The following is a 26022-nucleotide window of genomic DNA, read 5'->3' as shown; positions in this document are numbered from 1 at the left end:
AGCTCATGACCAGCACGGCGACGCGCTTCCCGCGGGAACGCCGCCAGATCCTCACAGGAGGATCCGATGAAGACGACCGCCTTCACGCAAGACCGACTATACGTATATTCGTATTGTCAATCAAGGGGATGGAGCCGAACGGATGCGTGAGCGGCGGGCGCGAGGCAATCCTTGCCTGCAATAGCGACGGTGCCCGACCGCTCCACGCGCTGTTCGGCGAGCACTACCTGCCGGCCAGAAGCTCGTCAACGGTCAGGCCGATATCGCGGGCAATTTTACGGAGAAGCGTCGGAGAGATGTCGTGCCCCTTGTGGAAAGGGACCGTGGTTCCGCGCCCGTCGCTGTGGCGATACTGCTTGTGCGAGCCACGCTGTCGAATTTCCTGAAAGCCTAGCGCTTCAAGCAGCGCAGCCACCTCACGTGGCTTTAGAACCGGAACTGTTCCCACTACCAAACGCGAATGGTCTGCACGCCGACGAACTCCGACTCGAACTCCGGGTCCCCGTCCTCAAGCAACATTGCTACGACCTCCCGCAGATTCGCATGCAGCTCATCGATCGACGCACCTTGGCTGTGAGCCCCCGGCCAGCCCGGGACGTACCCGACGTAGAGCGATGTATCTGGGTCCTTTTCGATTACGACGTTGAACGTGTGCATGGCGCAGCTCCGCATCTACATTCGGCCAAGTGTAGGCCGGGCCCCGGCTCGTGCAAGGCGCCGCCGGGCTTGGACCCGGCAAGACCCTAGAAAAGTTCGCACGCTGGCAACGACGCAGAAAAAACGCGTCCCGAAGAGAGCGACAACTATGCTGCCGAACGTGTGCATGAGCAGCCGGCGCAAGACGCCGCGAGCGTGTTGCTACGGCCGATGCCGGCCTGCTCCATGCGTTGTTCGGCGCTCGTGTCAACTTCGCCTGCGCGACCGTACTGGCTTGCGCTGCAATTGTGTAACGTGCGAGAGCTTGGCACACCCCTCCTCTACCAACTTTATGAAATCCCGCGCGTCGGAAAAGTAGTTCTTGAACGCAATACGGACCTCGTCACTGGTGTCTGCACGGACTAGGACGATATCCCGATCTGGGTATTGTTTTTCGAGCCCAAATAGAGCCTGCAACGCCTCTGTCGCATCTCGGTAGGATCGAACCTCCAAGCCGCCCAACGTGTCGAAGATCAGGATGGCGTTGCGGTTCTCCGTTACGGCTTTGTCTGCTGCGTTAAGTCCCCGCAACGTGCGCACAAGACCGAGTTCTCGATCCAGCCGGAGAAACTGCTTGACGACCTCTCGATCCTCAAGAATGGGAAACGGGCCCTTGCGATCCTCGAACGCCCGCGCAAGCACCTCGCTCGCCAGCGCCATTGCTTGCTCGTAACGTCGGTCACCTGCCTGAAACTTCGGCTGACTCTCTGTCACGAAACCAATCAGCTCTACCGCGGTCGCCCAGGCGTGCTGCACAAGTGTCCGGTATTGGATTTCAACGTAGAGGCCTGCCAGGGCTCGGCCGACATCTGAACGCACATCATACTCGTAGACGTCGTGCACGCCGCGATATCCGGTTCGCTTCGGCGTCTTTATGTAGTCGTACTTATCGAGATCGTTGCGTCGTTTATGGTTGAATCGCGCCGTATGGAACTGAGATCGGAAAGCGTAAAGCTCCTTCACATTGCGGAAGATCAGCCGGCAACCGGCGATATCGTCCATCCGTGACAACTGCATTCGGGGCAGTCGGCGTAGCTTGTCGAAAATAGTTCGTTTTCGTTTGTGACGCTGTGCGACTGTTATCTTCCGACCACGGGTGCGATTCCTGAGAATCGATTGAAATGTGTTCAGCACGGCGCGATGAGCCGCACGCCACTCCTCGATTGCATCGAGGTCACTAGTCGTCTGACGGCCGACGCGCACGTTATCGCCAGCGCGATTCACGCGTGACCGAGAGCCGCCCGGGAAAGTCAGCTCGACTTCAGGCATCCAATTCCTCTGCCGAACGGATGCCTGAGCAGCCGGCGCGGGGCGCTACAACATTGCGGAAACCGCTCATGCCGGCCTGCTCCATGCGCTGTTATCCGTGTGCCGCACCTGCAAAACCCGTTGGGCAGTAGCCCAGCGAGGACCACTCTTCGTTGCCAGTTGTTCACGCCAGCGCTCTCCAAGAGAGGCCAATGGAACCATTTGGAGAAAATGCTCCAATGCAGGCTGCAGTGCGGTGGCAACGATTGAAAAGTCCCAATCCTTCTTCGGATTCGTTGATTTGGTGAGGTGCGCGATCTGTTTGTTGACGGGATCGCGGAATTCATGCCGGCTTAAGGACTCAGGGGCGGCTGGACGGGTGGCAACCCACTCGCCGTCGGGCACGAGATCCTGAGCGAAAACATCGTCGGCCTGCCTACGCGCAATCGCCTGCGTCGGATAGAAGAAGTCAGCAAGATTCCGACCGTGAATAGCGCCAACTTCGATCCAGGCGTTCTGAGTCACCCGCTCGATCGCCTGTCGCGCCAGCGTTTCCTCCGCGATCGTAAGCACCACCATTCATAGAACAGACGGTCAGTCGTTTCCTGTGGCGTCGCGTAGGTTGTCATAGAAGAGCGGGATTTCATTCCGAATTACTCTGCACGAGCCGCTTCGCTCGCGGTCAAAAAGGAATTCCCGCGGCCCCGCCCTGACACTTCGGGCATCGCCGGTGGAAAATGTCTGAACCGTTTGCTCCGTAGATATGTCCGCAGGTCGGCCGGAGGCATTCCATGCGATACGCCCTCTGCAGATGATCTGTTCCGGAGATCCCACGATGCCCGCAGCAACGTTGCTGGTTGCGGTTCACGAATCCGACCCGCGTCGTTTCTCCGTCTCCGCTCTCAAATTCAGTCACGTCGCAAACTCCATTAGAGGATAACTACTAATCGGCCGACCTACCCAATTCCTAGATACGCCGTCCACGCCCGCGTTATATTTCGCTGGCGATCCCATGGGTAGCCGCAACCGCCGGTCCTGACATGCTATTCACGTGGGCCGGCGACGACGATAGGCCGTCAAGCGCGCCCGTCCATGCAAATGGTGCGCTCGATCACCACCGGCGGCGCACTGCGGCATGAGACGTCACCGAGATGCCAGCGGCGGTGCGCCGATCGCTTCCGCTCTGGTTTCGATCGACACCTTTTGCCGAAGCAGACGCGGAACCCGCAGCCCCTCTAACCGCGGCTCCACCGTCTCCATCCTGCGGCCTGTTCACCAACCCCGCCCCACCACGGACACCCAGCGCATCCGCCGGACTCCGGACTGCGGCAGGCCCGCGATTGAGCACATGCGTGTAAATCATCGTCGTGCTGATGTCCTTGTGGCCCAGCAGCTCCTGTACCGTGCGGATGTCGTACCCCGCCTCCAGCAGATGCGTCGCGAACGAGTGTCGCAGCGTATGGCAGCTGGCTGCTTTCACGATTCCGGCATGCCGCACCGCAGCGGCGAAGCTTTTCTGCAGGACGGACTCGTGAAGATGATGTCGGCGGCGGTCGCCGCTGTGGCCGTCGACGTACTGCCGCGTGGCCGGGAACACCCACTGCCATCGCCACGATCGGTCCGAGCCGCTGTACTTGCGCGCCAGTGCATCCGGCATCGCGACGTAGCCAGCGCCATGACGCACGTCCGCCTCGAACTGGGAGCGCACTCTGGCCAGATGCCGCGCTAGATCGTCTTTGATGACCTGAGGCAGCATCGTCACGCGGTCCTTTTGTCCCTTCCCGCCGCGGACGATGATCTGGTTGCCTGCCAGATCGATGTCCTTGACCCGTAGCTGGCACACCTCCAGAAGACGCAGGCCGGTCCCATATAGCAGCGTGGCCATCAGCCGCGTCACGCCGTGCATTTCGCCGAGCACGCGCGCTACCTCTTCGCGACTGAGCACCACCGGCAAGCTGCGGGCGGTCTTGGCAGGGGTGATGCCTGGAATGCGAGGCAGTTCCACGTTCAGTACCTGCTTGTACATAAAGAGGATCGCGTGAAGCGCCTGGTTCTGCGTTCTCGCGCTCACGCCGGCCACCACGGCCAAATGCGTCAGGAACTTTGCTACGCCGTCCGCATCGATCTGACGTGGATGCTGTTTTTGATGGAAAAGGACGAACCGACGAATCCAGTACTCGTATGCCTGCTCGGTACGGCGGCTGTAGTGGAGACGCCGTATCTCGTCACGAAACTGCTCCAGCAGCCTCGGCGGCTCACGCGTCAGTGCCGGCCCTCGCGGGGCCGTGCCTCGGCGTACTTCGGCCATGCACCATGTTGGCCGAGCACCGACAACGCTGACAACGACACCAAAGGAATAGTGTGAGTCCCAAGCGAACTGCCGAGCAATCGGTCTCGGTGACACACACGTTGTGGACGCACACGAGAGTGTGCGCGCGGCGAAGCCTGGGGCGATGGCCGCCCTACCGCCCCCCCACCACCCGCACCACCAAATCCCCCGCCGGCTCAGGGAACGGATTCACGCGCTTGCGGATCGTATAGTCCGCCCGGTCCAGCTCGAGTTCCGCGTTGCGCACCAGCCCCGCAACCACCACGCGCGTCATGCCGTCGACTAGGCGGGCGGCAAGACACGAGTGCGCGCCGTATCCGAACGGCGCGAACACGCCGGTAGCACGCGACTCGTTGCGCGGCTCCATGTGTCGCTCGGGCTCGAAGCTGTACGGTGACGGGTAGATCTCGGGCAGGTAATGGCATGCCGTCAGCGCGATCAGCACGCGCTCGCCACGCGGGATTTCGTAGCCGGCGAACGTGAACGTCTCCTTGGCCACGCGCGGCGCGGCCAGGCCGATGGGATGCATGCGCTGCGACTCGCGCAGCGTGGCGCCGAAGTATTCGGCAGCGCGAAGCTGTGTCAGGTCGGGCGTGCCCTGGCCGAACGTCTCGTCGATCTCTTGCCGGCAGCGCGCCATCACCTCGGGCGCGGCCAGCAGGCTGTAAAGCAGGAACGCCATCGTCGGCGCCGCGTACAGCAGCGCGTTCGAATACACGGTCTGTGCGAGCGCGACGATGTTGTCGTCCGAGAGCGGCTGCCCGTTCTCGTCGCGCACCGCCAGCACTTGGTCGATGAAGTCGGCCGCGCGCCCGCCGGCCCCGCCGGCACGCGAAGCGTTGCCCCCACCGGCACGCCAGGCATTGGCACCGCCGGCACCACCTCCCGCGCCATCGCCAGCGCCCCCGCCACAGCGCTCCGCCACCTCGACCGGATTGTCGCGATGCCACTGCACGATCTCGCGAAACAGCGGAAACATCCGCCGCCGCGCCATCTGATAGTGCGGCGCGTAGCGGAACTGCACCGGATACCCGCCGAGCCCGCATCCCATCGAGAAGCGCGCGAACGTCACCGCATCGCGCAGGTGCGAGCCGAGCGCGCGTCCGGCCAGCGCGGTCACGATCACGTCGCCGATCAGCTCGTGCATGAGATCGAGCACACGCAGCCGCGTGCCCGGCTGCCACGCGCGAGCACGCCGGCCGATCTCCTCGAGCAGGCGCGGCGTGGCCGCGTCCAGCACGTCCGTTGCGAAGGCCGGCATCGAAGAGCGCCGCAGATTGGCGTGGCGGTCGCCGCTGGTGGCGATCATGTAGTGGGAGGCGTCGAGCTCGCGCGCGATGTTCTGGTAGAGCTCGGCGTGCTCGAACAGGCGCTGGTCCTCCTTGAGGAAGAACAGGTTGGCCTCATGGCCCGCCAGTACCGTGTACTTGCGAGTGGGAACCTTGACCTGGAACACCGGCCCGCGCGTGACGTAGCTCTTGACGAAGAACGACAGCGGGTCGGTCAGCAGCTCGGCGAGCGGCCCGACCAGCGGCAGCCCGTATGTCTTGGGAATGGAACGGCGGCGCGTCGCCGTCGCGCTTCGTCCCACTCTGGAAATTGTCGGTTGCTGGGTCTGCATGCCGGCACCGCCGACCGGGCAGTGGAGATGCCCAATCGCGCGAGTGCCTGCATCCAATCCCAAAGATGCATCACCCATCACTCCCCTCCGCTGCTGGCCCATTAGCCGCGGCTGGCTTCTGTAAAGCCCGGCAGCCTAGCCGAGCACCTCTTCCTTCGACAGCCGAAAAGAGAGCCCCGCGCCCTCTTCTCGGATGTTCGCCCTAGTCTTCGTACGTCCAGCCCGAGCACACCTCGAATTCTTGTGCGCAGTTGGACGCGACACAGCTGCGGCAGCCGCTGCTGCTCGAATCGCTCAGACACTGGAACGCGCAGTTCGACGCGGCACACGATCCGGTTCCGCCGTAGCAGTCGGCGCACGCCGGGCTCAAGCCCACGCTCTCCATATGGTCGGAGATGCACGAGGCGCCGCCGCTGCAGGAAACTCCCGAGGACTCTGCCTCGGCGTCCAGATTGACGGAAGACCGCACCAGCTCGTCCGCCTCGTTCAGACAGGCGTCGCCGGCCACCTCGGCCAGGCAAACCTCGTAGTTGTTGCCGGCGGTGCCGAGCGTGGCGATGTCGGTGTAGACCCGGTAGACCTGACCCACGTTGACTTCGAACAGGCCGCTCTGGCCGCTGCCGCCGGTGGCAATCGGCGAGGGCGAGGCGCCGACGGCCGATCCCGCCAGCAGACTGCCCGGCTGTCCGTCATAGACGCCGGCCGCGAGCAGGCCGCCGCCGCCCTTGTGATTGAGTGTGAGCTTGACCGTCGCCGTGTGCGGCGGCTGGAACAGCACCGCCTCATCGCCGCCCGAGACCGGGCCGGCCAGGTGGATGGCGTTGCCGTCGCCGTCGGTGACGTTGCCGGCGTAGCACCCGCCAAGCTCGACCTTGCGGGCCGATCGCACACAGACCGTGTAGTTGCCGGTGCCGGCGCCGGTGACGTCGCAGACCCGCGCGACGTAGCTGCCGCCGGCGCTCAGGTTGACGATACTCGTGCTGCCGCTCTGGCCGATGGGAACGTCGCCGGTGGCCACGAGCTGGGTCGAGCCCTGGCGGATCGAGCCGCGCGCCAGCAGCGTGCCGCCGGCCGGATTGGTGACCTCGAGGTAGACGCCTTCGTTCTCGAGGATGGGCAGCGTCCAGTCGTCGCAGTCGCTGCCGAAGAGCGGAATGTTGTCGGTGCGGCACGAGTCGACGACGATCTTGCCCGACTCCAGGCCGCAGGCTGCGCTGCAGCCGTCGCCGCCAACCTGATTGCCGTCGTCGCACGTCTCGCTGCCGGTGACGATGCCGTCGCCGCAGCCCGCCTGCACAACGCACACCTCGAAGGTCCCGAAGCTGTCCACTGCGGCGGTGTCGACCTGCAGCGTGTAGGGCGTGCCCGCCGACACCGCGACCAGGCCCGTGCGGCGCTCGGTGAACAGGGGCGTGGTGCCGGTGGAGCTGGAGGCGACGAGAGTCGAGCCGTTGTAGAGGCCGGCGGCCATGGTCGAGGCGCCCGAGAGGTTGCGCAGCTTGATGATGACGTTGGTGCTGGAGGGCGAGGTGAAGCGCAGGCCCTTGTCGCCGCCGGCGCCGGCAAGCTGCACGTTGTCGCCGTCGCCGTTGCCCACCGACATCGTCGCGCAAGAGCCGAGCGAGACGCTCGGCGCCGGCAGCACGCAGACGTCGTAGGGGCCGTACGTGTCCTCGAGCGAAGAGTCGACGTAGAGATAGTAGGTGCCGGGCGCCAGCGCGGTCGGGCCGGCCGTTCCGTTCTGACCTTCGACGACCTCGCCGGTGCCGAGCACCGCCGTTGCCGCATTGCCCGCCGTCGTCAGCATCGCGGCCTGCAAGACGGCGGTCGAGCCGAGCTGGTTGGTGAGCTGCACGTAGACGTCGGTCGTCGAGGCCAGCGTCACCCGGTAGCCGTCATCGGCACCGGTGCCGTAGGCGCCAAGATCGAGCGCGTCGGGATCGCTGAACGGGTCGATGTAGCCGTTGGCGCACGAGCCGAACGAAATCACCGTGGTCGGCGCGCTGCAGGTGCCGCCGACGCATTCGCCCGTGACGCAGTCGCTGGCGGCGCCGCACGTATCGCCGATGGCGCATTCGTCGCAGTCGCCGCCGCAGTCGACGTCGCTCTCGTTGCCGTCGCGCGTCTGGTTGGTGCAGCTGGCCGGAAGCGGCGGATCGCCAAGGCCGGTGCACGCATCGAACGCCGGCACGCACGCCGCATCGAGGCAGGCCAGGCACGGCGGCGAGCTCTGATTGATCGCGCACTGCTGCGCGCAGTTCTGCAGACCGCACTCGGCGGTCTGCCCATAGCACGTCGAGCAGGCGGCGCTGGCGCCGGTGGCGCTGGCCACGCAGGTGCTGATGCACTGCGGGCGCGTGGGCGAGGACAGGCACGAGAGCGTGCACGTCGTCGTCTGCGCCTGCATGTCGTAGAGCTCGTCGACGGCGCGGTCGGCACTGTTGGTGCAGGCGCCGCCCGGAATCGTCGTGGTCGTGGTCGAGCTGGTCGTGGTGGTCGGGCCGCCGGTGGTGGTCGTGGTCGAGACGGTCGTCGTGGTCGTGGTTGGCGTGCCCATGCAGGCGGCCTGCGCCTCACCGCAGTTGACGGCGACGCACGACAGACAGCTGGCCGAGTTCGGATCGGCGGCGCACACGCCGGCGCAGTTCATGATGCCGCACTCGGCGGAGTCGCCGAAGCAGCCGGCGCACTGCGGCGAAAGGCCGGTGGCGGTGGCCACGCAGCTTGCGATGCACGCCGAGATGTCCTCTTCGACCAGGCACGAGAACGTGCACGTGCGAGTGGCGCCGTCGACGTCCTCGCTGGCCAGCACCGCCATGTCGGCCGCACCGGTGCAGTAGCCCGAGGGCGGGAAGGTCACGGTCGTCGTCGTGGTGGTCGGCTGGACCACCGTGGTCGTCGTCGTGTCGAGCGTGGTCGTGGTGGTGTCGAGCGTCGTCGTCACCTCGATCGGCACCGCCGCGCACTCCTCGAACGCCGGAATGCAGTGCGTATCGAGGCACGACAGACACGCCGGCGAGGCCTGCGAGATGGCGCAGACGCCGGCGCAGTTGGCCAACCCGCACTGCGACGAGGTGCCGTAGCACTGCGCGCAGCCGAGGCTCAGGCCCGTGGCGTTGCTGACGCACGTGGCCACGCACGCCGGAAGGTTGCCGCCCGACAGGCAGCTGTAGGTGCAGGTCGTGGCCTCGGCGAACAGGTCGAATTCCTGTGCGACCGCGGCATCGCGCGCGTTGCCGCACATCGTCGCCGTCGGCGGCAGCGTGGTCGTCGTGGTCGTCGTCGTGATGAGGCTTCCGCCGCAGCTGCCGTTGATCGCGCCGTCGTCGACGCTGTCGCAGTTCAGGTCGAAGCCGTGCATCGCGCCGGTCATCTCGCACATGTGGCAGTCGACGACGGCCGCCAGGCAGTCGCCCATGCCGAAGGCGCCATCGGCGCCGGCGCAGCGGCCGGGCAGCACTTCGGCAAGGTCGTTGCCCGCGCACTCGTCGACGACCTCGGCGCGGAAGCGGTCGGAGACCTGCGCGGCGGTGCTGGCGGCGATCAGCGCGCAGTCGGCGACGTGCTCGTCCTCGGTGATGGAGAAGGTCTGGAGCCCGGCGCGAAGGCAGCCGGCAAAGTCCCTGAGCTTGGTTGCCAGCTCGCGCTCGGCTGCTGCGAGAATCGCCGACTGGCAGCGGGCGCCGAGATAGTTGGAAGAGGGCACGGCGCCCAGCGCCAGGTTGGCGCCGAAGATCGAGCCGGCCATGGCGATCTCTTCCTCGATCATCGCGTCCGAGAACGCGGCGGCGTTCACGTAGGCGAGCGTGGGGCGCGGACGGCACAGTGCCTCGGCGGTGCGGTCGACCTTGCTGCGCGCGGCGGCCACGCGGCCGCGCAGGTCGGATCGCGGGCACGTCAGTGCGTCGACTTCGGAGAGCAGGCCGTCGGCCGCCTTGTGCAGGCACGCGCGCGTCTCGAGCGCCTGGATCTTGAGGACCTTGGTCGCAGCCTTGTTCATCTTGGTGATGCAACGCTGCTGGGAAGCGCTTTGCGGCTCGGCGTGGACGGAGGCGATCGATAGCAGGCACGCGGCCAGAGTGGCCGCCGTGAAGCCGGCGAATTGTCGCATTGCGGGTTGCCCTCCCAACGCCGTGCTCGCATCTGCTGCGGACACGACGGCCGATCGGCCAGGACGTGCGTGACGTCTCCTCCGGCCCCCTCATCCAGCCGGTTGAAACGCCCTATCCCCTAGCCCATAGACGCGAAGCCGAACTCGGGCAAACGATTGTTTGGGGGGAGGGTCACGGAATATGGGGCTGCAACGGAAGGGAGAGCCGCGAGCACTGCGGGCGCTGCCGCGACTGGCCGTCGCCGCCGCCCTCATCCTCTCTATGTCGGGATGCTCGGCGGCCAAGGAAACGGCGGAGATGCCGGGCCTGCGCGACCTGCGGCCCACCGGCCCCGCCGGCCGCAACTGCTACGACTCATGCTCGGTCAAGCACATGGCCTGCGTCGACATGTGCCCCCACGCATCCGCCGACTGCACCGACGAATGCTACGCTCACGCCAAGTACTGCCTGGCCGACTGTCCGGAGCTCGGACCGGCGCGGTAGGCGGAGCCTCAATCCGCCTTGGCGGCGGAATGAACTTCCATTCCGAACAGGCCGTCCTTTTCCTGAAGCTTTCCCGTCAGCTTGGCATTGACGCCGGCCAGCTTCTTGACGTCCTCGAAGGCCTCCTCGGCGCCGTGCTTGGGGTAGAGCAGATAGACCTTGCTGTCGGACTTGCTGAGGATTCCCAGCGGCATCCCGTGCTCGGCGCAGGTCTGGGCGCAGCGGGTGTGCGACGGACCCTTGGCCGAGCGACCGATCCAGCAGGCCATGTCCAGGATCTCGCCTTCGACGGTGTCCGCGGCGCGCGCCGCGGGCGCGGCCGCCATCACCAGAGCCGATGCCATGACCAAACGAAGCGCGAACGAATAGCGCATCAACGATCCTCCCCGTAGCTCGAAGCGGCGCGAGCCGCGCCGTGGCCACGATAGATACCACAGCGCCGCTGCATCGAAAGTGGATATCTCGGCTCGCTCGCACCGCGGCCGTGATGCACTGCAAGCGTACTTTTGCTATGCGCTGCGCGCCGCCGGCTGCTGAGGGCGGACGGGGGACCATCCGAATGAAACGGGGATCGATCATGCTGGCGTCGCTGGCCATGGGCGCGGGCGTCTGGTTGTCGGGGTGCGCTGGCGAAGGCTCGGGGCCGGGTCCGGCCACCACGACGACCACGAACCCAGGCTTCGCCAGCATCGAGGAAGTCCAGAACCAGATCTTCACGCCGACCTGCGCCTTCTCGGGCTGCCACAACACGGCCTCGCGCCAGGGCAACCTCGACCTCTCCTCGGCGGCGATCTCGCACGGCCAGCTCGTCGGTGTCGTCTCGGAGTGTGCCGGGCTGACCCGCGTCGTCCCCGGCGACCCCGACAGCAGCTACCTCCTGCACAAGGTCGGCGACGGTCCCGAGCCGTGCGGCACGCTGATGCCGCAGCTCCTGCCGCCGCTCACCGCCGAGCAGATCGCGCTGATCCGAAGCTGGATCGAAGGCGGCGCGCAGCCGCCTCCCGCGGCCGCGGCGGCGGGCAGCGCAGACTCGCCCATGAGTGCACGCAGCGACCGTTCGAGCACCGTCAGCGAGGGGCCGACCTCCTCGTCGTCGACCACCTCCTCGACGCAGGAATAACTCACAGGCCCCGATTGCTTGGGGCTGCCCGCGCCGCCACAACGATTCCGGTACCGCCATGGGCGGTAGACGGAGGAGGTGGCGTATGTCGGGTCTGCAGACATCGAGCGGTGGACGAGGACGGAAGTGGTTGTCGGCGGCGGTGGCCGCTGCCAGCGTCATCCTGACCGCGGCGGCCACCGCGCAGGCAGAGCCGTACATGGCCCTGCGCGAGGGCTTCACCTGCGGTGACTGTCACACCAACAAGACCGGCGGCGGCATGCGCAACGTCACCGCCGAGATGCACGCCGCGCAGATCCTGCGCCTGCCCAACGACGGCAAAGGCATCCTTCCGGCGCATGAGAGCTGGTTCTCACCCAACATCAACGACTACTTCTCGGTCGGCGCCGATTTCCGGCTCACCGAGACGCTGACGTTCCAGAAGGACGACAACAACGGCCACGTCGAGAACAACACCGCGTTCAGGCCGCTGGACCGCAACGACTTCGATCTGGCGCAGGGCACCATCTACGCGCACCTGCGGCTGATTCCGGAGATCCTCTCGCTGTACGTCGACGAGCGTGTGGCGCCCGGCGGCGCCTCCAACAACGAGGGGTTCGCTCTGCTCGAGAAGATCCTGCCTTGGGACACCTACATCAAGGCGGGACGCTTCTTCCCCGGCTTCGGGCTGCGCTTCGAGGACGACTTCGCGTTCGTCAACAGCGCCACCGGCTTCAACTTCAGCCGCACGCTCAACGGCGTCGAGATCGGTCGCAGCGCGCTGGGATGGAACTGGAACCTGTCGGCAAGCGAAGGCGGCAACAAGTTCAATTTCGTCGCGCTGATCAACGGCATGTACATGTGGGACAAGTTCGGGCCCTTCAACGGCGCGCTTCTCGGAGCGTCGTTCGTGCGCGCCGAGAGCACGTTCAAGCCGGCGGCGCGGCTGCCGGAGGATCCACGTCCCGACACGCTGCACCTCGATTCCTACACGTACGCGCTGTACGGCGGCTTCTCGATCGGCGACCTGACCGTGGCGCTACAGGGAAGCCTGATCGATTCGGAGGAAGCGGTGACGGACACGCGGCCGTCGTTCGTCGACGACAACGATGCCTGGATCGCCTACGTCGAAGCCAATTACCTTCTCTTCGACTGGCTCAACGTCAAGGGGGCCTTCGACTGGCACGACCCCAACAACAGCGACGGCGCCGACGTTCGCAACCGCGTCTCCATCGGCCTCGAGCCCTTCCTCGACCGCTTCCTGCAGCTGCGCCTCTTCTACCGCGTCTACAACGGCCCCGAGGACGAGCCGCAAACGAACCAAGACACGCTGACGCTGGAAGGGCATCTGTTCTTCTAAGGCACGGGCATTTCGCGCCACTGCCCCTTGTTCAGCCAGTCGACGACGGCCACCAGCGAGTCGATCTGTCCGTCGCTCAGGTACGGTCCGTAGGCCGGCATCTTGATGGCCTGACGCTCGAGGATTCGGTAGGCGAGCGGGTTGTTCTTGAAGCGCTCGGTGACGCCGTCGCGGATCCACTGCGCGGCTTCGGCCGGGCTCTGCACGAGCTCGGCGTAGTCCTCACCGGTAAAGCCCGGCACGTAGCCCTTGAGCGAGCCGGGATTGGCGACGCCACCCACGCCCATCGGGCCGTGGCAGCGGAAGCAGCCGAGCTCGTGGGCAAGCTCGAAGCCGGCGCGCGTCTTACCTTCCTCGGGGAACTGCAGGCCCGAGATCGCCTTGATGTAGAGCATCAGGCTGTCGAGCTCGTCTTCGTTCAGATGGTCCTTGTAGGCGGGCATGACCAGCGCCCGCCCCGTGCCCTGCCCTGCGCTGACGCCCGAGCGAGTCTCGGGCTCCTCGTCATCGGGCCGGCCGTTCATGATCCACTGGCGGATCTCCTCCTCGTTGTCTGCCCACATCATGATCTCGCCGCCCGACAGCGCCGGCACGACCTTCTTTCCTGCCGCCGCGCCGGGGTTGATGATGCCACCGCCGCCCTCGGCCCCGTGGCAGGCAAAGCAGGCCAGATCCTGCACCAGCCGGACGCCTTCGAGCGCCTTTTCCGCCGGCGGCGGAAAGATCCATCGCTGCAGGGTCGGAGCCATCAGATAGGCCTGCTGCGCCAGGATGATGAGGACGAGCAGCGCCGGCACGAGCCAGGGACGAGACTTGAGCATAGCCAGACGATCCGGAAGCCCGCCCGTCAGCGTGGCGGGCGGCCAAGAATGCCAAAACAGGCGTGTTCCCCACCATTTTGCGCATAGACACGAGTGCAGGCCGATGGTACTTGTTTACCGCGCAACTGCATATTGTTGCTTATATTGCCGCGCATGACGCATTACCAGCCGTGATGGCTGTAATGCCTGGTTCTGGGGAGGACCAAAGACCGCAATGAAGAATTTTCTGGCCGCGAGCACTGCCGCGCTCGCCCTGACCCTGTGTGCTGGCGGCGCCGCACTTGCCGCCAAGGGAGACTGCGGGCAGCCGCAGAGCACGGGCGAAAAGCCCAACACCAGCGACGCCCTCTTCACGCTGCGAGCCGGCGTCGGCGCACTGACCTGCGATCCGTGGGTCTGCGACGTCGACAGCAACGGCAAGATCAACGCGGGCGACGCGCTGCGAATCCTGAAGTTCGCCGTCGGCCAGGCCGGCATCACGCTCAGCTGCCCGCCGCAGACGACCACGACGACCACCACCAGCTCGTCGACGACGACCCTGCCGCCGGCCCTGACCTGGACGCAGATCCAGTCGATCTTCGAACAGAGCTGCGCCGGACCGGTTTGCCACACCCAGGGCGGCAACCAGGGCGGGATGTCCGACCTCGACGATTACGACGACGGATACGAGGAGACGGTCAACGCCGACTCCGAGTGCGTGGTCTGCAAGGCTGCCAACGAATGCTCGGGTGACTACACCGGCCCCGGATGTGTCCCGACGGCGTACGAGAAGCGCGTGATTCCGGGCGACCCGGACGCCAGCTTCCTCATCCGCAAGCTCGAGGGAACAGGCGACTGCAAAGCCGACGTGGGCAGCTGCACCATGCCCATGCTGTCGGTGCCGCTGAGCCAGGAGGTCATCGACGGCATCCGGGCTTGGATTGCCGGAGGCGCTCCGAAAAACTAGCGACAAAGGCGGCCGCGCCGGCGCATGATCCGGGCGCGGCACGCCGCACGACCTTTCGCGAGCCGCCCCTCGAGGCGGCTCGCGAACATTCAGGAGGAGGAGAACTGCATGAAAGTTTCAACGATGGGCGCGGCGCTGGCCGCCTCGGTCATTCTCGGCAACGTCGGCGCCGCCGACGCGGCCTTCAGCCCCGAAGAGCTGAAGTGCCGCGCGACCATCGCCAAGGTCGGGCTCAAGCTCGAGTCCACGATCGACAAGGCCCTGCTGGCCTGCCACAAGACGCGCGACACCAAGGTACCGAGCACCGACTGCAGCAGCATCGACGCTGCCGACACGAAGCAGCTGGTGGCGAAGACCGAGGACGCGCTGCGCGCGTCGGTCGGCGGTGCCAAGGATGCGTGTCTCGGCCTGGCTCCGGCCGACGTCGGCTTCGACTCCTGCCCCGCTCCCTGCGACGGCACGGTGCCGGCCATCAACGACTTCGATGACGTCGCCGAGTGCCTGATCTGCTCCATCCGAACCGAGACGTTCGCTTCGGTGGATGCCGTCATGGGCACGCCCACGGTTCCGATGGGCGGCATCGAGGCCAAGTGCCATTCCACCATCGGCAAGGTGCACGGCAAGCTGCTCAACACGGTCATGAAGGTGCGCACCAAGTGCCAGAACCTGTCGGACAAGGCCGGCGGCGAGGACACCGCGGCCTGCGCCGGCACCTCCGACGACGTCATCAACGTGACGCGGCAGAAGGGCGAGGACGCGATCACGGTGGCGTGTCAGCCAGTCGGCGAGCTCTCCGACGTCGATAGCTGCAATGATTCGTCGTTGAGCGGCCTTGCAGACTGCGTAATGGACGAGGCCGAGACGACCGGCGAGATGCTCTACCTGTACATGTACGGCGAGGAGCCGGTTGGCGCGTTCACCTGGACGGAGATCAACAGCCTGTTCACGACCAGCTGCGCGACGCCGGCATGCCACAATGCCGCCAGCAACCAGGGCGGCCTGAACCTCGGCGGCACGCCGGCGGCCAACTACGGGGAGCTGGTCAACGCACCCGAAGAGTGTGGCGCGCCGAGCTACACCTTGCGAGTCGTACCCGGAAACCCCGCCACGAGTTTCCTGATGCATGTGCTCGACGAATCATCGCCGGAATGCGTCGACGGACAGATGCCGCTCTTGAGCTCCCCTCTGTCCCAGAGCACTCGCGACCGCATCCGCGCCTGGATTGCCGACGGCGCGCCGTTCAACTGACACAGAGAAGAGCGGGTCAGGCACGCATGCGCCTGACCCGCTTCGCTGGCGGCGCCGTCTTCCCTGCGAAGACGGCGCCTTTTTTTGCTCACGGCTCCCCGGCGCGGCGCCTCAGCAGTTCCACTTCGCGTACAGCGCACCGTCCGCATCCGACCATCGGTACATCGCGCGCCCGCCGAACGCCTTTTTGAGCTCGTTGACGATGCGATGCGCGAGCTGCTGCGACGTGGTGAACACGTCCAGCCCGCCGTCGACCTTATCGAGCGAAACGATGCTGTGCTCGGGCTGCGTGTGCGCCGCGCGTTCCTCGACGTTGCGGATTCTGCGCTGGATCGCGCTCATGCGCCCGGCCGGAAACTCGCCGCGAATGACGACGCGCCCGTACGCGATCTCCTGACTCTTCTGCCGGCACGCCGGACATTTGGCCCACTCGACCTGCTCGAGCATCGAGTGGGTGATCGGATGATCCTTGCGCCACGACTTGCGCGTGTACATCGCGCCGCAGCCGTCGCACACGGTCGGATCCGCGTAGGTGATGCCTTGATTGGGGATGGTGATGGGTTTGTCGGAGCGAACGCCTCTGCGGTCGCGCGGGGTTCGGATCCTGCTCGAAGCTTTCGAGGCCTTGCTGGCAAGCTTGTTCATCGATCCGGTCTTCATAGAGAAAAACCTCCCGGTCGATTCGTAAGCATGCGACTCCGCAGCCGACAAGGCGGAGGCGGCATTCGGTGGCGAAGGCGATGCATCAGGGGCACGAAAACGACGCAGAGGTGGGCGACATCGCGGCGACGCGCGCACTCGCGCAGGCGTGCGAGCAAGGGGTCGGCGCGCTCACCTCGGTGCGACGACCTCTGCCGCGCTGCGAAAAGAAAAGGGGCCGGCACCCTGTCGTGCCCGACCCCTCAACTCCGCGCGACGACGAGCCGCCGCGCCAGCCATCTGCCGGCCGAGACGCCGCTCAGTAGTACCCGCCGCCGCCACCGCCGCCGGAAGCGCCGACCTTGGCCTGCTCGCCGAGCCAGCTCTTGTAGCCGTTCTCGTCGTGGACGGTGAAGAAGCCCTTCATGCGGTAGTGGCCGAGCCCGCAAAGCTGCGCGCACGAGATCTCGAATTCGCCGGTCTGCTTGGCCTCGAACCACACCGGTATGGTCATGCCCGGGATGGCGTCCTGCTTGACGCGCATGACGTTGAGCATGAACGAGTGGATGACGTCCTTCGATGTCAGGTAGACGAGAATCTTCTTGCCCACCGGAAAGTGCATCTGATTGATCGTGGCGATGTCGTCCTTGGCCGCCTCGTCCTTCGAATCGATGCCCAGAGGGTTGGACTGGCTGACCAGGTTCACGTCGGTGCGGCCGAAGATGCCGTCCTCGCCCGGATAGTGCACGTTCCACGCGAACTGCTCGGCCACCACGCGCATGACCACGTCGGCATCCTTCTCGGCCGGCACCTCGCCCTTGACGTCCGCCCACAGCGGGATCGACAGGCCCACCAGCAGGAAGACTTCGAAGGCTGCGATACCTGCCTCCAGCCACGTCGAGAAGTGCGCCTGCACGCCCTTGTAATCGGCGCGCGGGTTGGCGCCCGCGCGGAAGCGCCACAGCGTGTAGACGAAGAACGTGCCCCAGCCCAGGAACAGCACGAGCATGAACCAGTGAAGCAGGTCGATCATTCCGTCGATGCGCGGGCCCTCCACGGAGATGTCGATCGGCAGCCACCAGCCGTAGTAGCCCTTGTCATCCATTGTCGGTCATCCCTTCCATGCTGAGTTCATTCATGCGCATGCGGCGCATCCAGTACAGGAACAGGCTGGCGAACATCGCCAGCACCACCACGACCACGCCGAGCAGGAAGAGCACGCCGGCGTCGGCGCCCTTGCTCAGCGGCGAGTTCGGATCGCCGAAACAGACGGCGCACGCGGTCGCCGCCGAGGGCGCGGCCGCCACGAGCGCCATGGCCAGAAACGATCGTATCGCGTTCATAGATTGCTCAGATGCCTTGCCTTGCGCAGGAAGCTAACGCCGTACACCACCAGACCCACGGCGGCCAGACCGCATGCCAGCGCCTGCATCAGCACGATCGTGCCGCCCTCGTCGGAGAAGACCGAGGCGCGCCAGACGGCCAATGCCAGGCACATCAGCGCCGAGACGCCGATGAAGAAGACGTGAAAGACCTTGAGGCCCATTCTTCAGTGCGCGGCCCCCTGCGCCGGTGCCGGCTCGGCATGCGCCGCCTGCGTGCCCGCATCGTGCGCTGCGGCGCCCTCGCCGTGGCCGCCGTGGCCACCGGCAGTCTTGCGCACCGGGACTTCCTGCGTCCACACCGGCTTCACGGTCATCAGATCCTCGTGCCAGGAGGTCGGCAGTGCCATCAGCGCCACGAAGAAGACCACGGTCAGCAGCAGCACCTGATAGATGATCCGCACCTCGTCGATCAGGTGCATGAACACCGCCGCCACCAGCGCACCCTTGGTCAGTGCCACGGCCAGCGCCAGCGTCACCGCCGCCGCCGGCGACAGGTGCAGGTAGGAGATCGCCACGGTGACGACCGTGAGAACGGCCAGCGAGCCGAACACCGCCACGTACTTTCGGACGTGCGCGGACAGATCGAAATGCGCGTCGTGGCTCATCGATGTCTCCTAGAGCAGGTACAGCGTGGGGAACAGGAAGATCCACACGAGGTCGACGAAGTGCCAGTACAGACCGAAGCCCTCGATGCGATCCGTGAACTGCTCGCGGTTGTGCTGCCACAGCCTGGCGCCGGGTCCGAGGAAGTAGGCCATTACGACCATGCCGCCGAGCACGTGGATCGCGTGCAGCCCCGTCATCGTGAAGTAGATGCCGAGGAAGTTGTTCGTGTTCGGGTAGTAGCCGTGCTCGAACTTGCTCGTGTACTCGATGTACTTGATGATCATGAACCCGAAGCCGCACAGCAGCGTCGCGGCCAGGTACATGCGGTGCTTGGCCCAGTCGTTCACCTTGAGCGAAGCCCACGCCATCACCGCCGTGACCGACGACGTGATCAGCACCATCGTGTTGAGCGTGGCCAGCGGGACGTTCAGGTACTCGGTGCCGTGAGGCCACTCCAGCGAGCTGATCCGCAGCAGGATCAGCGACGAGAACAGCGCCCCGAACAGCATCACCTCCGAGGCCAGGAACAGCCACACTCCCAGCTTGGAATTGACCAGCCCGGTGTCCGGATGCGGCTCGGTGATATGGGCGATTTCCATCGAAGACATTGAGCCGCTCTCCTATTTGTCGAACTGCGGAATGTAGTCGGCGGCGGCGCCGGGGACGCTGTACTCGTAGGGGCCGCGATAGACCGCCGGCGCGTGCGCGAAGTTGCCGTGCGGCGGCGGCGTGGGCGCGGCCCATTCCAGCGTCGTGGCCTCCCAGGGATTGTCGTTGGTGACCCGCTCGCCGGCGAAGATACTGGCGAAGAAGTTGTAGATGAAGATGAGCTGCGCCAGCCCCAGCCCCCACGCGCCATAGGAGATCAGCACGTTGAGGTCCTGCACCGCCGCGCCGTGCGCGTAGAAGGTCGGATCGTAGAGGCGGCGCGACAGTCCCGCCATGCCCTGCCAGAACATCGGCATGAAGACGATGTTGATGAACACCAGCGAGGTCCAGAAATGCGCCTTGCCCAGCGTCTGGTTCATCATCCTGCCGGTGGCCTTGGGGAACCAGTAGTAGATGCCGGCGAACAGGGCGAAGAGCGTTCCCGGCGCGACCACGTAGTGGAAGTGGCCGATGACGTAGAACGTGTCGTGCAGGTGGATGTCGGGCGAGGCCAGTCCGAGCGGCAGGCCGGTCAGGCCGCCGATGCCGAACATCGGCAGGAAGGCCAGGGCGAACAGCATCGGGACCGTGAAGCGGATCGAGCCGCCCCACAGCGAGATGATCAGCGCCGTCAGGATGATGACGGAGGGAATCGAGATGATCATCGTCGTGGTCTGGAAGAAGATGCTCATCGCCGTGCCCATGCCGGTCTGGAACATGTGGTGCGCCCAGACGATGAACGACATGAAGCCGAGGAAGATCAGCGAGTAGACCAGCGAGCGGTAGCCCCACAGCGGCTTGCGGATGTTGTTGGCGATCACCTCGCCGACGATGCCCATGGCCGGAAGGATCAGGACGTAGACCTCGGGGTGGGCCAGGAACCAGAACAGGTGCTGGTAGAGCAGCGGATTGCCGCCGCCGGCGATGTCGGCCGCGCTGCCACCGACCACCAGGCCGGTGGGCAGGAAGAAGCTGGTGCCGAAGACGCGATCCATGAACTGCAGCGTGGCCGCGGCCTGCAGCGGCGGGAACGCCAGCAGCAGCAGGAAGCTCGTGACCAGCTGCGCCCACACGAAGAAGGGCAGGCGCATCATCGTCAGCCCCGGCGCGCGCAGATGCATGATGGTGACGATGAAGTTCACCGAGCCGAGCAGCGACGAGAAGATCAGGAACAGCATGCCGACCAGCCACCAGGTCTGGCCTTCGGGCGCGATGCTGGCCAGCGGCGGATACGACGTCCATCCGGACTGCGCGGCGCCGCCTTCGGGAATGAAGAAGCTCAGCAGCATCACCACGCCGCCGACGAAGAACGACCAGTAGCTGGCCATGTTCAGCTTGGGGAAGGCCATGTCCGGCGCGCCCACCTGAAGCGGCACGACATAGTTGCCGAAGCCGCCGACGGCGAGCGGAACGACGCCGAGGAACACCATGATCGTTCCGTGCATCGCACCGAGCTGGTTGTAGAACTCCGGCAGCATCACGCCGCCCGGCATCGTCGCGTCGCTGAACCAGCCGCCGATCAGAGGAAGAGCCTGGCCCGGGAAAGCCAGCTGCCAGCGCAGCAGCATGATCAGACAGAACCCGAAGAACAGGAAGAACAGAGCCGTGATCCCGTACTGGATTCCAATGACCTTGTGGTCGACGGAGAAGATGTACTTGCGCCAGAACGGGAGCTCTGGGTGGTGGTGTGTCTCGGACATCAGCTTGAGTCCTTCCCCGAAGTCAGTTTGGAGAGCCGGTTTGCGGGCACTTTTATGGAACCGGCCACCGTTGGTCAAAATTCCGCAGCACAAATTCGAAACACTCGACGCGCGGCTGCCTGCACGGCAACGCCGCCGCCACGCGCATGGGTGGAGTGACGCTACGCGTTAGCACCGTCCGCAAAGCGGCCGGCTTGCAGCAGCAGCGATAGCGGATACCTTCAGCCCGACCGCAACCGGTGGGCTGAATCGATGAAAATGAAGCTTTCGCCAGGGCAGGCCGCCGTGCTTGCCTCCGTCCTTTTGACCGCTACCAGCGCCGGTGCCCAGTTCACCGATCATCCGGCGGTGAAGCGTTACGACCGCGTGGCCAAGGGCGCCAACGTCGAGGAATGGAAGCGGCGCCTGACCGAAGAAACCGACGTCAAGACGCGCCTGGAGGCCGTCGATTCGCTCGGTACCAAGGGCGGCGAGGAAGGCATTCGTCCTTTGATCGAGGCCACCGCCGACAGCGACATCCGCATCCGCATCAAGGCCATCGACTACCTGGGGCTGATGAAGGCGAAGGAGGCCACGCCGGCCCTCATGCAGCTCCTCTTCCTCAGCGACACCGGCCGCGAGGAGAAGCTGCGGGTCCTGACGGCACTCAGCCGCATTCCCGATCCCACCACCAGCGCCCGCCTCCTGAACTACGCGAGAACCGTGGCCGACCAGGAACTGGCCTGCCACGCCGTCTACGCGCTCGGCGAAATCGGCGACGCCAGCGTCCGCGACGGCGTCGAGGAGCTGCGCAGGACGCGGCCCAGCCCCGACATGGAACGGCTGGCCAACGACGCGCTGGTCAAGATCGACACCAAGCGCAACGCACCCAAGTTCGAAGAGCCGACCATGCTCGAGCTCGAGCGAAAGCTGGCCAGGCAGCCCGAAAAGAAGAGCCGTTAGAAGCGTTTTCGCCGCTCCGCCCCCGTTCGGCGCCGGGATAGACACCGCGGCCGGCCGGCATTAGTTAGGTAAGTCCGTAGCTGCCGGAGTGGTGAAATGGCAGACACGCCGGACTCAAAATCCGGTGGAGGCAACTCCGTGTCGGTTCGAGTCCGACCTCCGGCACCAAAGAAAGGCCTGCGGGCTTCAGGAGAGATGCGATGGGCAACGTCAAAGAGATCACCGACGCCACCTTCGAGCAGGAAGTGCTCAAGTCCGACGTCCCGGTACTGGTAGACTTCTGGGCGCCCTGGTGCGGCCCCTGCCGTGCCATCGCTCCGGTGCTCGAGGAGCTCGCCGGCGACTACCAGGGCCGCGCCAAGATCTACAAGATCAACGTCGACGATCATCAGGCCGCGGCCACGCGTTTCGGCGTCCGCAGCGTGCCCAACCTGATCCTCTTCAAGAATGGCCAGGTCGCCGATCAGATCATCGGCGCGGTCCCGAAGGCCAAACTGCAGCAGGCCCTGGACGGCGCAGGCGCCTGATCCTCGAAACGCGGGGATGGCAGAAGCTCGCCGCACGAACGGCCGCGAGCGCTGACCATCCCCGCCGGGCCGCCGCCTCGCGCGCCGCCGACCGCGGCCGCCGGCGGCAGCCGACGCAGGCCATGGCGGCCTGACACCCGCACACAGGAACCTCGAAGAACAATGCTCGACTTCATGCGCCGCAACGCCCGCTCGACGGGCATCAAGATCGCTCTCGGCATCATCGTCCTGACCTTCATCTTCTTCATGGGCGGCGGGAGCATGATCGGTGGCAGCCCCAACGCCGTCGCCGAGGTGGACGACGTCGAGATCACGATGAACGAGTACCAGCTCGCGCTGCGACGGCAGGAGAACTACTTCCGCCAGCAGTTCGGCGGCCAGCTCAACGAGCAGATGATGAAGGCGCTGGACATTCCCGGCATGACGCTGCGCCAGCTCGTGGACTCGGCGGCGCTTCGCGCCGAGGCAGCCCGGCTCGATCTCACCGTTCCCGACGAAGCGGTGCGCGACACCATCCGCCGCTCCTTCCAGCAGGGCGGAGGCGGCTTCTCGCCGACCGCCTACCGCGAGACGCTCAGCCGCCAGGGCCTGTCTCCGGCGGTGTTCGAGGAGACGGTGCGGCGCGACCTCCTCAGCGCGCAGGTGGCCGACATCATCCGCCGCGGCGCGCACGCCACCGAAGAGGACGCGTGGCTCGAGTACCAGCGCGACAACCGCAAGATGACGCTGAGCTACATCGAGATCGATGCCGCGCACTTCCTCGACCGCATCCTCGTCAAGGACGAGGAGCTGGCGCCGTGGTTCGAGGAGCGCAAGGAGCAGTACCGGCGACCCGAAACGGTCCGCGTCAAGTACATCGCCTACAAGGTCGACGACTACGCGGCCAAGGGCGGCGCCACCGAAGAGGAAATCCAGCAGTACTACGATCTCAACAAAACGGCGCAGTTCACGCGGCCCGAACAGGTCGCCGCGCGGCACATCCTCAAGAAGGTCCCGGCCGGCGCCGACGAGGCCGCCAAGAAGGCGGCGCGCGAGGCCATCGACGCGATCGCCCTGCGCCTGGCCGCCGGTGAGGACTTCGCGACCGTGGCCAAGGCCGAATCCGAGGACGAAGGCAGCGCGCCTACCGGCGGCGACCTGGGCTGGTTCGGCCGCGGACGCATGGTTCCGCCCTTCGACGCCGCCGCCTTTGAGCTGGAGAAGGGCAAGATCAGCGGCATCGTCGAGACCAACTTCGGCTTTCACATCATCCAGGTCTACGACAAGCGAGAAGCGGGCGTGGCGCCTCTGGAAGAGGTGCGCGAGGAGATCGTCAAGACGCTCGGCCGCCAGAACGCCATCGACAAGGTGTTCGAAGACTCGGCCGCCGATGCCGCCGCGCTCGACGAGGGCGCAACGCTCGAGACCATCGCGCAGGAGCGCGGGCTGAAGATCGAGGAGACGCCGCTGTTCGATCAGGACGACATCATTCCCGGCATCGGCCCCTCGCCGGCGTTCGCCCAGGCGGCGCTGTCGCTGCAGGAAGTCGGCAAGCATGCGCCGCCGGTCAAGGTTGGAGAGAACTACTACCTGATCGCGCTGGCCGAGCGGAAGGAGAGCTACCTGCCCGAGCTGGCCGACGTGCGCGAGCAGGTCGAAGCCGACTACAAGCAGGACAAGGCCAACGAGCTGGCGCGAAAGCGTGCCGACGAGCTGCTCGAGTCGGCCAAGGCCGGCATGACGCTGCAGCAGCTTGCGGAGAAGGACGGGCTCGAGGTCAAAAAAAGCGAGCCGTTTGCCGAGACCGCTCGCACCTACGGCACGCTCGGCGCCGTTCCGGGCCTGGGCGAGGTGGCGTTCGCGACCAAGGAGGACGGCGAGCTCCTGCCTCGCACGTTCGCCGTCGGCCCGAAGGCCTACGTCTTCGCGCGCGACAGCGTCACCGAAGCCGAGCGCTCCGAGTTCGACACCGTCAAGGACGAGCAGATCGAGGAACTGCGTGCCAAGCGCGAGCAGGAGGCGCTCGACGAGTTCATCCGCCAGCTCAAGGAGAAGGCGGAGATCACGTACAACGTCGCTGCGTTGCGCCCGATCCTCGGAGAGAACACTCCCATCGCGCAGTGACGAACGGCGTCAGGTCCTGAACTTACGGTCTTGCGAAAGCCGCGCGTTCAGGACCTGCCCCCAAGAACCGCCCAGGCTTGCCGTACGGTATCGACTTCCAGGACTTCCACGCCTGTCTCTCTTGCGCGCTCGCGTTCCTGCGCGCTCAGCACGACGCGGGTGAAGCCGAGCCGCGCCGCCTCGCGAAGGCGCGCACGAACCTGCGCCACCGGCCGCACCTCTCCGGTCAGTCCGACCTCGCCGAGCACCAGCGTGCGCGCGGGCACCGCGCGCGTGACGAAGCTCGAGGCCAGCGCCGCCACCACCGCCAGGTCCACGCCCGGATCATCGATGCGAATGCCGCCGGCCGTGTTGACGAAGATGTCCTTGCCGAGCAGCTCCAGGCCCACGTGCTTGTCGAGCACCGCCGCCAGCATCGCCACGCGTGACGAGTCGATGCCGAGGCTGGTGCGGCGGGCCATGGCCGGAGTCGAGGTCGGCACGAGCGCCTGGATCTCGACCAGCATCGGCCGGGTTCCCTCGATGCACGCGGAGATGACTGAGCCTGCCGCCTCGCGCCCGATGCGCCCGCCCAGCGCCTCGGAGGGATTGCTGACCTCGACCAGACCGTTGCCGTGCATCTCGAACACGCCGATCTCGCCGGTGGGGCCGAAGCGGTTCTTGACCGCGCGCAGGATGCGGAACGCGCCGCGCTGCTCGCCCTCGAAGTAGAGGACGGTGTCGACCATGTGCTCGAGCACTCGCGGACCGGCAACGACGCCTTCCTTGGTGACGTGGCCGATCAGCCACAGCGCCGACGGCAGCGCGCGCGCCGCCGTGATCAGCTCGGCCGTCGCCTCGCGCAGCTGCGCGACCGACCCCGGCGCCGATTCCACCCGCGCCGTGAACACCGTCTGCACCGAATCGACGATCACCGCCGCCGCGCGCGTGGCCTTCATCGCGCGCAAGATCGCATCGACGTCGGTGGCGGTGATGGCGAGGATGCCGTCCATCGGCAGGTCCAGGCGCTCGCCGCGGCGGCGGACCTGCGCCGCCGCCTCCTCGCCGCTGACGTAGAGAACGACCTCGCCGCGCGCAGCCAGGCCGGCCGCCAGCTGAATGGCCAGCGTCGATTTGCCTACGCCCGGATCGCCGCCCACCAGCACCGCCGACCCCGGCACGATCCCGCCGCCGAGAACGCGATCGAGCTCCCCGATGCCGGTGACCATGCGCTCGGCGCCGGCCTCGGCCGGGATCTCCGCCAGCGGCATCGCCGCGGCCGCCGAGGTCAGGTCGACGACGTCTCCGGCGCGCCGGCGAGGCGCACTGACCGGCCGCTCCGCCTCCTCCACGATGCGGTTCCACGCTTTGCATGCCGGGCACTGCCCGGCCCAGCGGCTCTGGCGGTGGCCGCAGTCCTGGCAGACGAAGGTGGTGGTGGGCTTGGAGCGCGTGGCCATCGGCGCCCTCTACATCACCGCCGCCACGCCGAGGAAACGGCGCAGACGTGCGCAGAGACGCGGCGATCGC

24 protein-coding genes, 1 tRNA gene and 1 pseudogene are annotated in these 26022 nt (G+C 66.0%); 9 read left to right on the top strand and 17 right to left on the bottom strand.

Features of this window, described 5'->3' with window-relative positions; genetic code table 11:
- Positions 1–223 precede the first annotated feature (223 nt).
- The 7 genes and pseudogenes from VEC57_07865 to VEC57_07835 form a co-directional block, all read right to left on the bottom strand.
- On the bottom strand, positions 224–415 hold the full coding sequence (locus tag VEC57_07865) for a type II toxin-antitoxin system HicA family toxin (protein ID HYB99039.1): 192 nt from the start codon (positions 413–415) through the stop codon (positions 224–226).
- Between the two features lie 32 nt (positions 416–447).
- Complete coding sequence (locus VEC57_07860) at positions 448–657, bottom strand: type II toxin-antitoxin system HicB family antitoxin (GenBank protein ID HYB99038.1); 210 nt, start codon at positions 655–657, stop codon at positions 448–450.
- A gap of 246 nt (positions 658–903) precedes the next feature.
- Positions 904–1965, bottom strand: a complete 1062-nt coding sequence (locus VEC57_07855) for a RelA/SpoT domain-containing protein (GenBank protein ID HYB99037.1) — start codon at positions 1963–1965, stop codon at positions 904–906.
- Positions 1966–2031: 66 nt separating this feature from the next.
- Positions 2032–2517, bottom strand: coding sequence for a hypothetical protein (locus tag VEC57_07850; protein ID HYB99036.1), 486 nt, complete (start codon positions 2515–2517; stop codon positions 2032–2034).
- 727 nt (positions 2518–3244) lie between these two features.
- Positions 3245–4252: pseudogene (locus tag VEC57_07845) on the bottom strand (integron integrase).
- A 154-nt stretch (positions 4253–4406) separates the two neighbouring features.
- Complete coding sequence (locus tag VEC57_07840) at positions 4407–5864, bottom strand: cytochrome P450 (GenBank protein HYB99035.1); 1458 nt, start codon at positions 5862–5864, stop codon at positions 4407–4409.
- A 232-nt stretch (positions 5865–6096) separates the two neighbouring features.
- Positions 6097–10005 (bottom strand): hypothetical protein, encoded by a 3909-nt coding sequence (locus VEC57_07835; GenBank protein HYB99034.1) that lies wholly within the window; start codon positions 10003–10005, stop codon positions 6097–6099.
- 181 nt (positions 10006–10186) lie between these two features.
- Here VEC57_07835 and VEC57_07830 point away from each other — a divergent pair, with 181 nt between their 5' ends.
- Positions 10187–10489: a hypothetical protein gene (locus VEC57_07830; protein HYB99033.1), complete on the top strand. Its 303-nt coding sequence runs from the start codon at positions 10187–10189 to the stop codon at positions 10487–10489.
- A gap of 8 nt (positions 10490–10497) precedes the next feature.
- Here VEC57_07830 and VEC57_07825 read toward each other — a convergent pair whose 3' ends face one another.
- Complete coding sequence (locus VEC57_07825) at positions 10498–10863, bottom strand: hypothetical protein (protein ID HYB99032.1); 366 nt, start codon at positions 10861–10863, stop codon at positions 10498–10500.
- 185 nt (positions 10864–11048) lie between these two features.
- On the opposite strand from VEC57_07825, the gene VEC57_07820 reads away from it, so the two are divergent.
- Both VEC57_07820 and VEC57_07815 read left to right on the top strand, forming a co-directional pair.
- Positions 11049–11609, top strand: coding sequence for a hypothetical protein (locus tag VEC57_07820; protein HYB99031.1), 561 nt, complete (start codon positions 11049–11051; stop codon positions 11607–11609).
- A gap of 85 nt (positions 11610–11694) precedes the next feature.
- Positions 11695–12948, top strand: coding sequence for a hypothetical protein (locus VEC57_07815; GenBank protein ID HYB99030.1), 1254 nt, complete (start codon positions 11695–11697; stop codon positions 12946–12948).
- Here VEC57_07815 and VEC57_07810 read toward each other — a convergent pair.
- Entirely contained in the window at positions 12945–13769 is an 825-nt protein-coding gene (locus tag VEC57_07810; protein ID HYB99029.1) for a c-type cytochrome, read from the bottom strand. The two genes, VEC57_07815 and VEC57_07810, sit on opposite strands and share 4 nt — an antisense overlap.
- A 214-nt stretch (positions 13770–13983) precedes the next feature.
- Here VEC57_07810 and VEC57_07805 point away from each other — a divergent pair, with 214 nt between their 5' ends.
- Both VEC57_07805 and VEC57_07800 read left to right on the top strand, forming a co-directional pair.
- Positions 13984–14715 carry a hypothetical protein gene (locus tag VEC57_07805; protein ID HYB99028.1) on the top strand — a complete coding sequence of 244 codons (732 nt, stop codon included), beginning with the start codon at positions 13984–13986 and terminating at the stop codon, positions 14713–14715.
- 108 nt (positions 14716–14823) lie between these two features.
- Entirely contained in the window at positions 14824–15963 is a 1140-nt protein-coding gene (locus VEC57_07800; GenBank protein ID HYB99027.1) for a hypothetical protein, read from the top strand.
- Between the two features lie 111 nt (positions 15964–16074).
- On the opposite strand, the gene VEC57_07795 is transcribed toward VEC57_07800, so the two are convergent.
- The 7 genes from VEC57_07795 to VEC57_07765 form a co-directional block, all read right to left on the bottom strand.
- Positions 16075–16623, bottom strand: a complete 549-nt coding sequence (locus VEC57_07795) for an NMD3-related protein (protein ID HYB99026.1) — start codon at positions 16621–16623, stop codon at positions 16075–16077.
- Between the two features lie 298 nt (positions 16624–16921).
- The gene (locus VEC57_07790; protein ID HYB99025.1) at positions 16922–17707 is read right to left on the bottom strand and encodes a cytochrome c oxidase subunit II; all 786 of its coding nucleotides are present in this window, start codon (positions 17705–17707) and stop codon (positions 16922–16924) included.
- On the bottom strand, positions 17700–17918 hold the full coding sequence (locus VEC57_07785; GenBank protein HYB99024.1) for a hypothetical protein: 219 nt from the start codon (positions 17916–17918) through the stop codon (positions 17700–17702). The genes VEC57_07790 and VEC57_07785 overlap by 8 nt, the downstream gene beginning before the upstream one ends.
- Before the next feature lie 23 nt (positions 17919–17941).
- Complete coding sequence (locus tag VEC57_07780; protein ID HYB99023.1) at positions 17942–18148, bottom strand: hypothetical protein; 207 nt, start codon at positions 18146–18148, stop codon at positions 17942–17944.
- A 3-nt stretch (positions 18149–18151) separates the two neighbouring features.
- Positions 18152–18592 (bottom strand): cytochrome C oxidase subunit IV family protein, encoded by a 441-nt coding sequence (locus VEC57_07775; protein ID HYB99022.1) that lies wholly within the window; start codon positions 18590–18592, stop codon positions 18152–18154.
- A gap of 9 nt (positions 18593–18601) precedes the next feature.
- Positions 18602–19192 (bottom strand): cytochrome c oxidase subunit 3, encoded by a 591-nt coding sequence (locus VEC57_07770; GenBank protein HYB99021.1) that lies wholly within the window; start codon positions 19190–19192, stop codon positions 18602–18604.
- Between the two features lie 21 nt (positions 19193–19213).
- A complete protein-coding gene (locus VEC57_07765; GenBank protein ID HYB99020.1) occupies positions 19214–20941 on the bottom strand; it encodes a cbb3-type cytochrome c oxidase subunit I in 1728 nt (575 codons plus the stop codon).
- 258 nt (positions 20942–21199) lie between these two features.
- Here VEC57_07765 and VEC57_07760 point away from each other — a divergent pair, with 258 nt between their 5' ends.
- The 4 genes from VEC57_07760 (at position 21200) to VEC57_07745 (ending at position 24513) form a co-directional block, all read left to right on the top strand.
- Positions 21200–21883 (top strand): HEAT repeat domain-containing protein, encoded by a 684-nt coding sequence (locus VEC57_07760; protein ID HYB99019.1) that lies wholly within the window; start codon positions 21200–21202, stop codon positions 21881–21883.
- Between the two features lie 82 nt (positions 21884–21965).
- Positions 21966–22051 (top strand) — tRNA-Leu (locus tag VEC57_07755).
- A 32-nt stretch (positions 22052–22083) separates the two neighbouring features.
- On the top strand, positions 22084–22410 hold the full coding sequence (gene trxA / locus VEC57_07750) for a thioredoxin (protein ID HYB99018.1): 327 nt from the start codon (positions 22084–22086) through the stop codon (positions 22408–22410).
- A gap of 162 nt (positions 22411–22572) precedes the next feature.
- Complete coding sequence (locus tag VEC57_07745) at positions 22573–24513, top strand: SurA N-terminal domain-containing protein (GenBank protein ID HYB99017.1); 1941 nt, start codon at positions 22573–22575, stop codon at positions 24511–24513.
- Between the two features lie 47 nt (positions 24514–24560).
- Here the strand turns inward: VEC57_07745 and radA are convergent, their stop codons facing one another.
- Positions 24561–25952, bottom strand: a complete 1392-nt coding sequence (gene radA / locus VEC57_07740) for a DNA repair protein RadA (protein HYB99016.1) — start codon at positions 25950–25952, stop codon at positions 24561–24563.
- Between the last annotated feature and the right edge of the window lie 70 nt (positions 25953–26022).

This window comes from Candidatus Limnocylindrales bacterium, from assembly GCA_035626395.1.
Classification (GTDB): Bacteria; Desulfobacterota; Binatia; order UBA1149; family CAITLU01; genus DASPNH01.
The sequence above is the reverse complement of the archived record's forward strand: the minus strand, read 5'-3'. Positions and strand labels throughout refer to the sequence as shown.

Excerpts from the sequence above, each read along its gene's own strand:
- VEC57_07830 (HYB99033.1), top strand. The coding sequence starts at position 10,187 with ATGGGGCTGCAACGGAAGGGAGAGCCGCGAGCACTGCGGGCGCTGCCG.
- VEC57_07790 (HYB99025.1), bottom strand. The coding sequence starts at position 17,707 with ATGGATGACAAGGGCTACTACGGCTGGTGGCTGCCGATCGACATCTCC.
- VEC57_07800 (HYB99027.1), top strand. The coding sequence starts at position 14,824 with ATGAAAGTTTCAACGATGGGCGCGGCGCTGGCCGCCTCGGTCATTCTC.
- trxA (HYB99018.1), top strand. The coding sequence starts at position 22,084 with ATGGGCAACGTCAAAGAGATCACCGACGCCACCTTCGAGCAGGAAGTG.
- VEC57_07785 (HYB99024.1), bottom strand. The coding sequence starts at position 17,918 with ATGGCGCTCGTGGCGGCCGCGCCCTCGGCGGCGACCGCGTGCGCCGTC.
- VEC57_07855 (HYB99037.1), bottom strand. The coding sequence starts at position 1,965 with ATGCCTGAAGTCGAGCTGACTTTCCCGGGCGGCTCTCGGTCACGCGTG.
- VEC57_07805 (HYB99028.1), top strand. The coding sequence starts at position 13,984 with ATGAAGAATTTTCTGGCCGCGAGCACTGCCGCGCTCGCCCTGACCCTG.
- VEC57_07775 (HYB99022.1), bottom strand. The coding sequence starts at position 18,592 with ATGAGCCACGACGCGCATTTCGATCTGTCCGCGCACGTCCGAAAGTAC.
- VEC57_07810 (HYB99029.1), bottom strand. The coding sequence starts at position 13,769 with ATGCTCAAGTCTCGTCCCTGGCTCGTGCCGGCGCTGCTCGTCCTCATC.
- VEC57_07815 (HYB99030.1), top strand. The coding sequence starts at position 11,695 with ATGTCGGGTCTGCAGACATCGAGCGGTGGACGAGGACGGAAGTGGTTG.
- VEC57_07745 (HYB99017.1), top strand. The coding sequence starts at position 22,573 with ATGCTCGACTTCATGCGCCGCAACGCCCGCTCGACGGGCATCAAGATC.
- VEC57_07795 (HYB99026.1), bottom strand. The coding sequence starts at position 16,623 with ATGAAGACCGGATCGATGAACAAGCTTGCCAGCAAGGCCTCGAAAGCT.
- VEC57_07780 (HYB99023.1), bottom strand. The coding sequence starts at position 18,148 with ATGGGCCTCAAGGTCTTTCACGTCTTCTTCATCGGCGTCTCGGCGCTG.
- radA (HYB99016.1), bottom strand. The coding sequence starts at position 25,952 with ATGGCCACGCGCTCCAAGCCCACCACCACCTTCGTCTGCCAGGACTGC.
- VEC57_07860 (HYB99038.1), bottom strand. The coding sequence starts at position 657 with ATGCACACGTTCAACGTCGTAATCGAAAAGGACCCAGATACATCGCTC.
- VEC57_07835 (HYB99034.1), bottom strand. The coding sequence starts at position 10,005 with ATGCGACAATTCGCCGGCTTCACGGCGGCCACTCTGGCCGCGTGCCTG.
- VEC57_07770 (HYB99021.1), bottom strand. The coding sequence starts at position 19,192 with ATGGAAATCGCCCATATCACCGAGCCGCATCCGGACACCGGGCTGGTC.
- VEC57_07760 (HYB99019.1), top strand. The coding sequence starts at position 21,200 with ATGAAGCTTTCGCCAGGGCAGGCCGCCGTGCTTGCCTCCGTCCTTTTG.
- VEC57_07820 (HYB99031.1), top strand. The coding sequence starts at position 11,049 with ATGAAACGGGGATCGATCATGCTGGCGTCGCTGGCCATGGGCGCGGGC.
- VEC57_07825 (HYB99032.1), bottom strand. The coding sequence starts at position 10,863 with ATGCGCTATTCGTTCGCGCTTCGTTTGGTCATGGCATCGGCTCTGGTG.
- VEC57_07765 (HYB99020.1), bottom strand. The coding sequence starts at position 20,941 with ATGTCCGAGACACACCACCACCCAGAGCTCCCGTTCTGGCGCAAGTAC.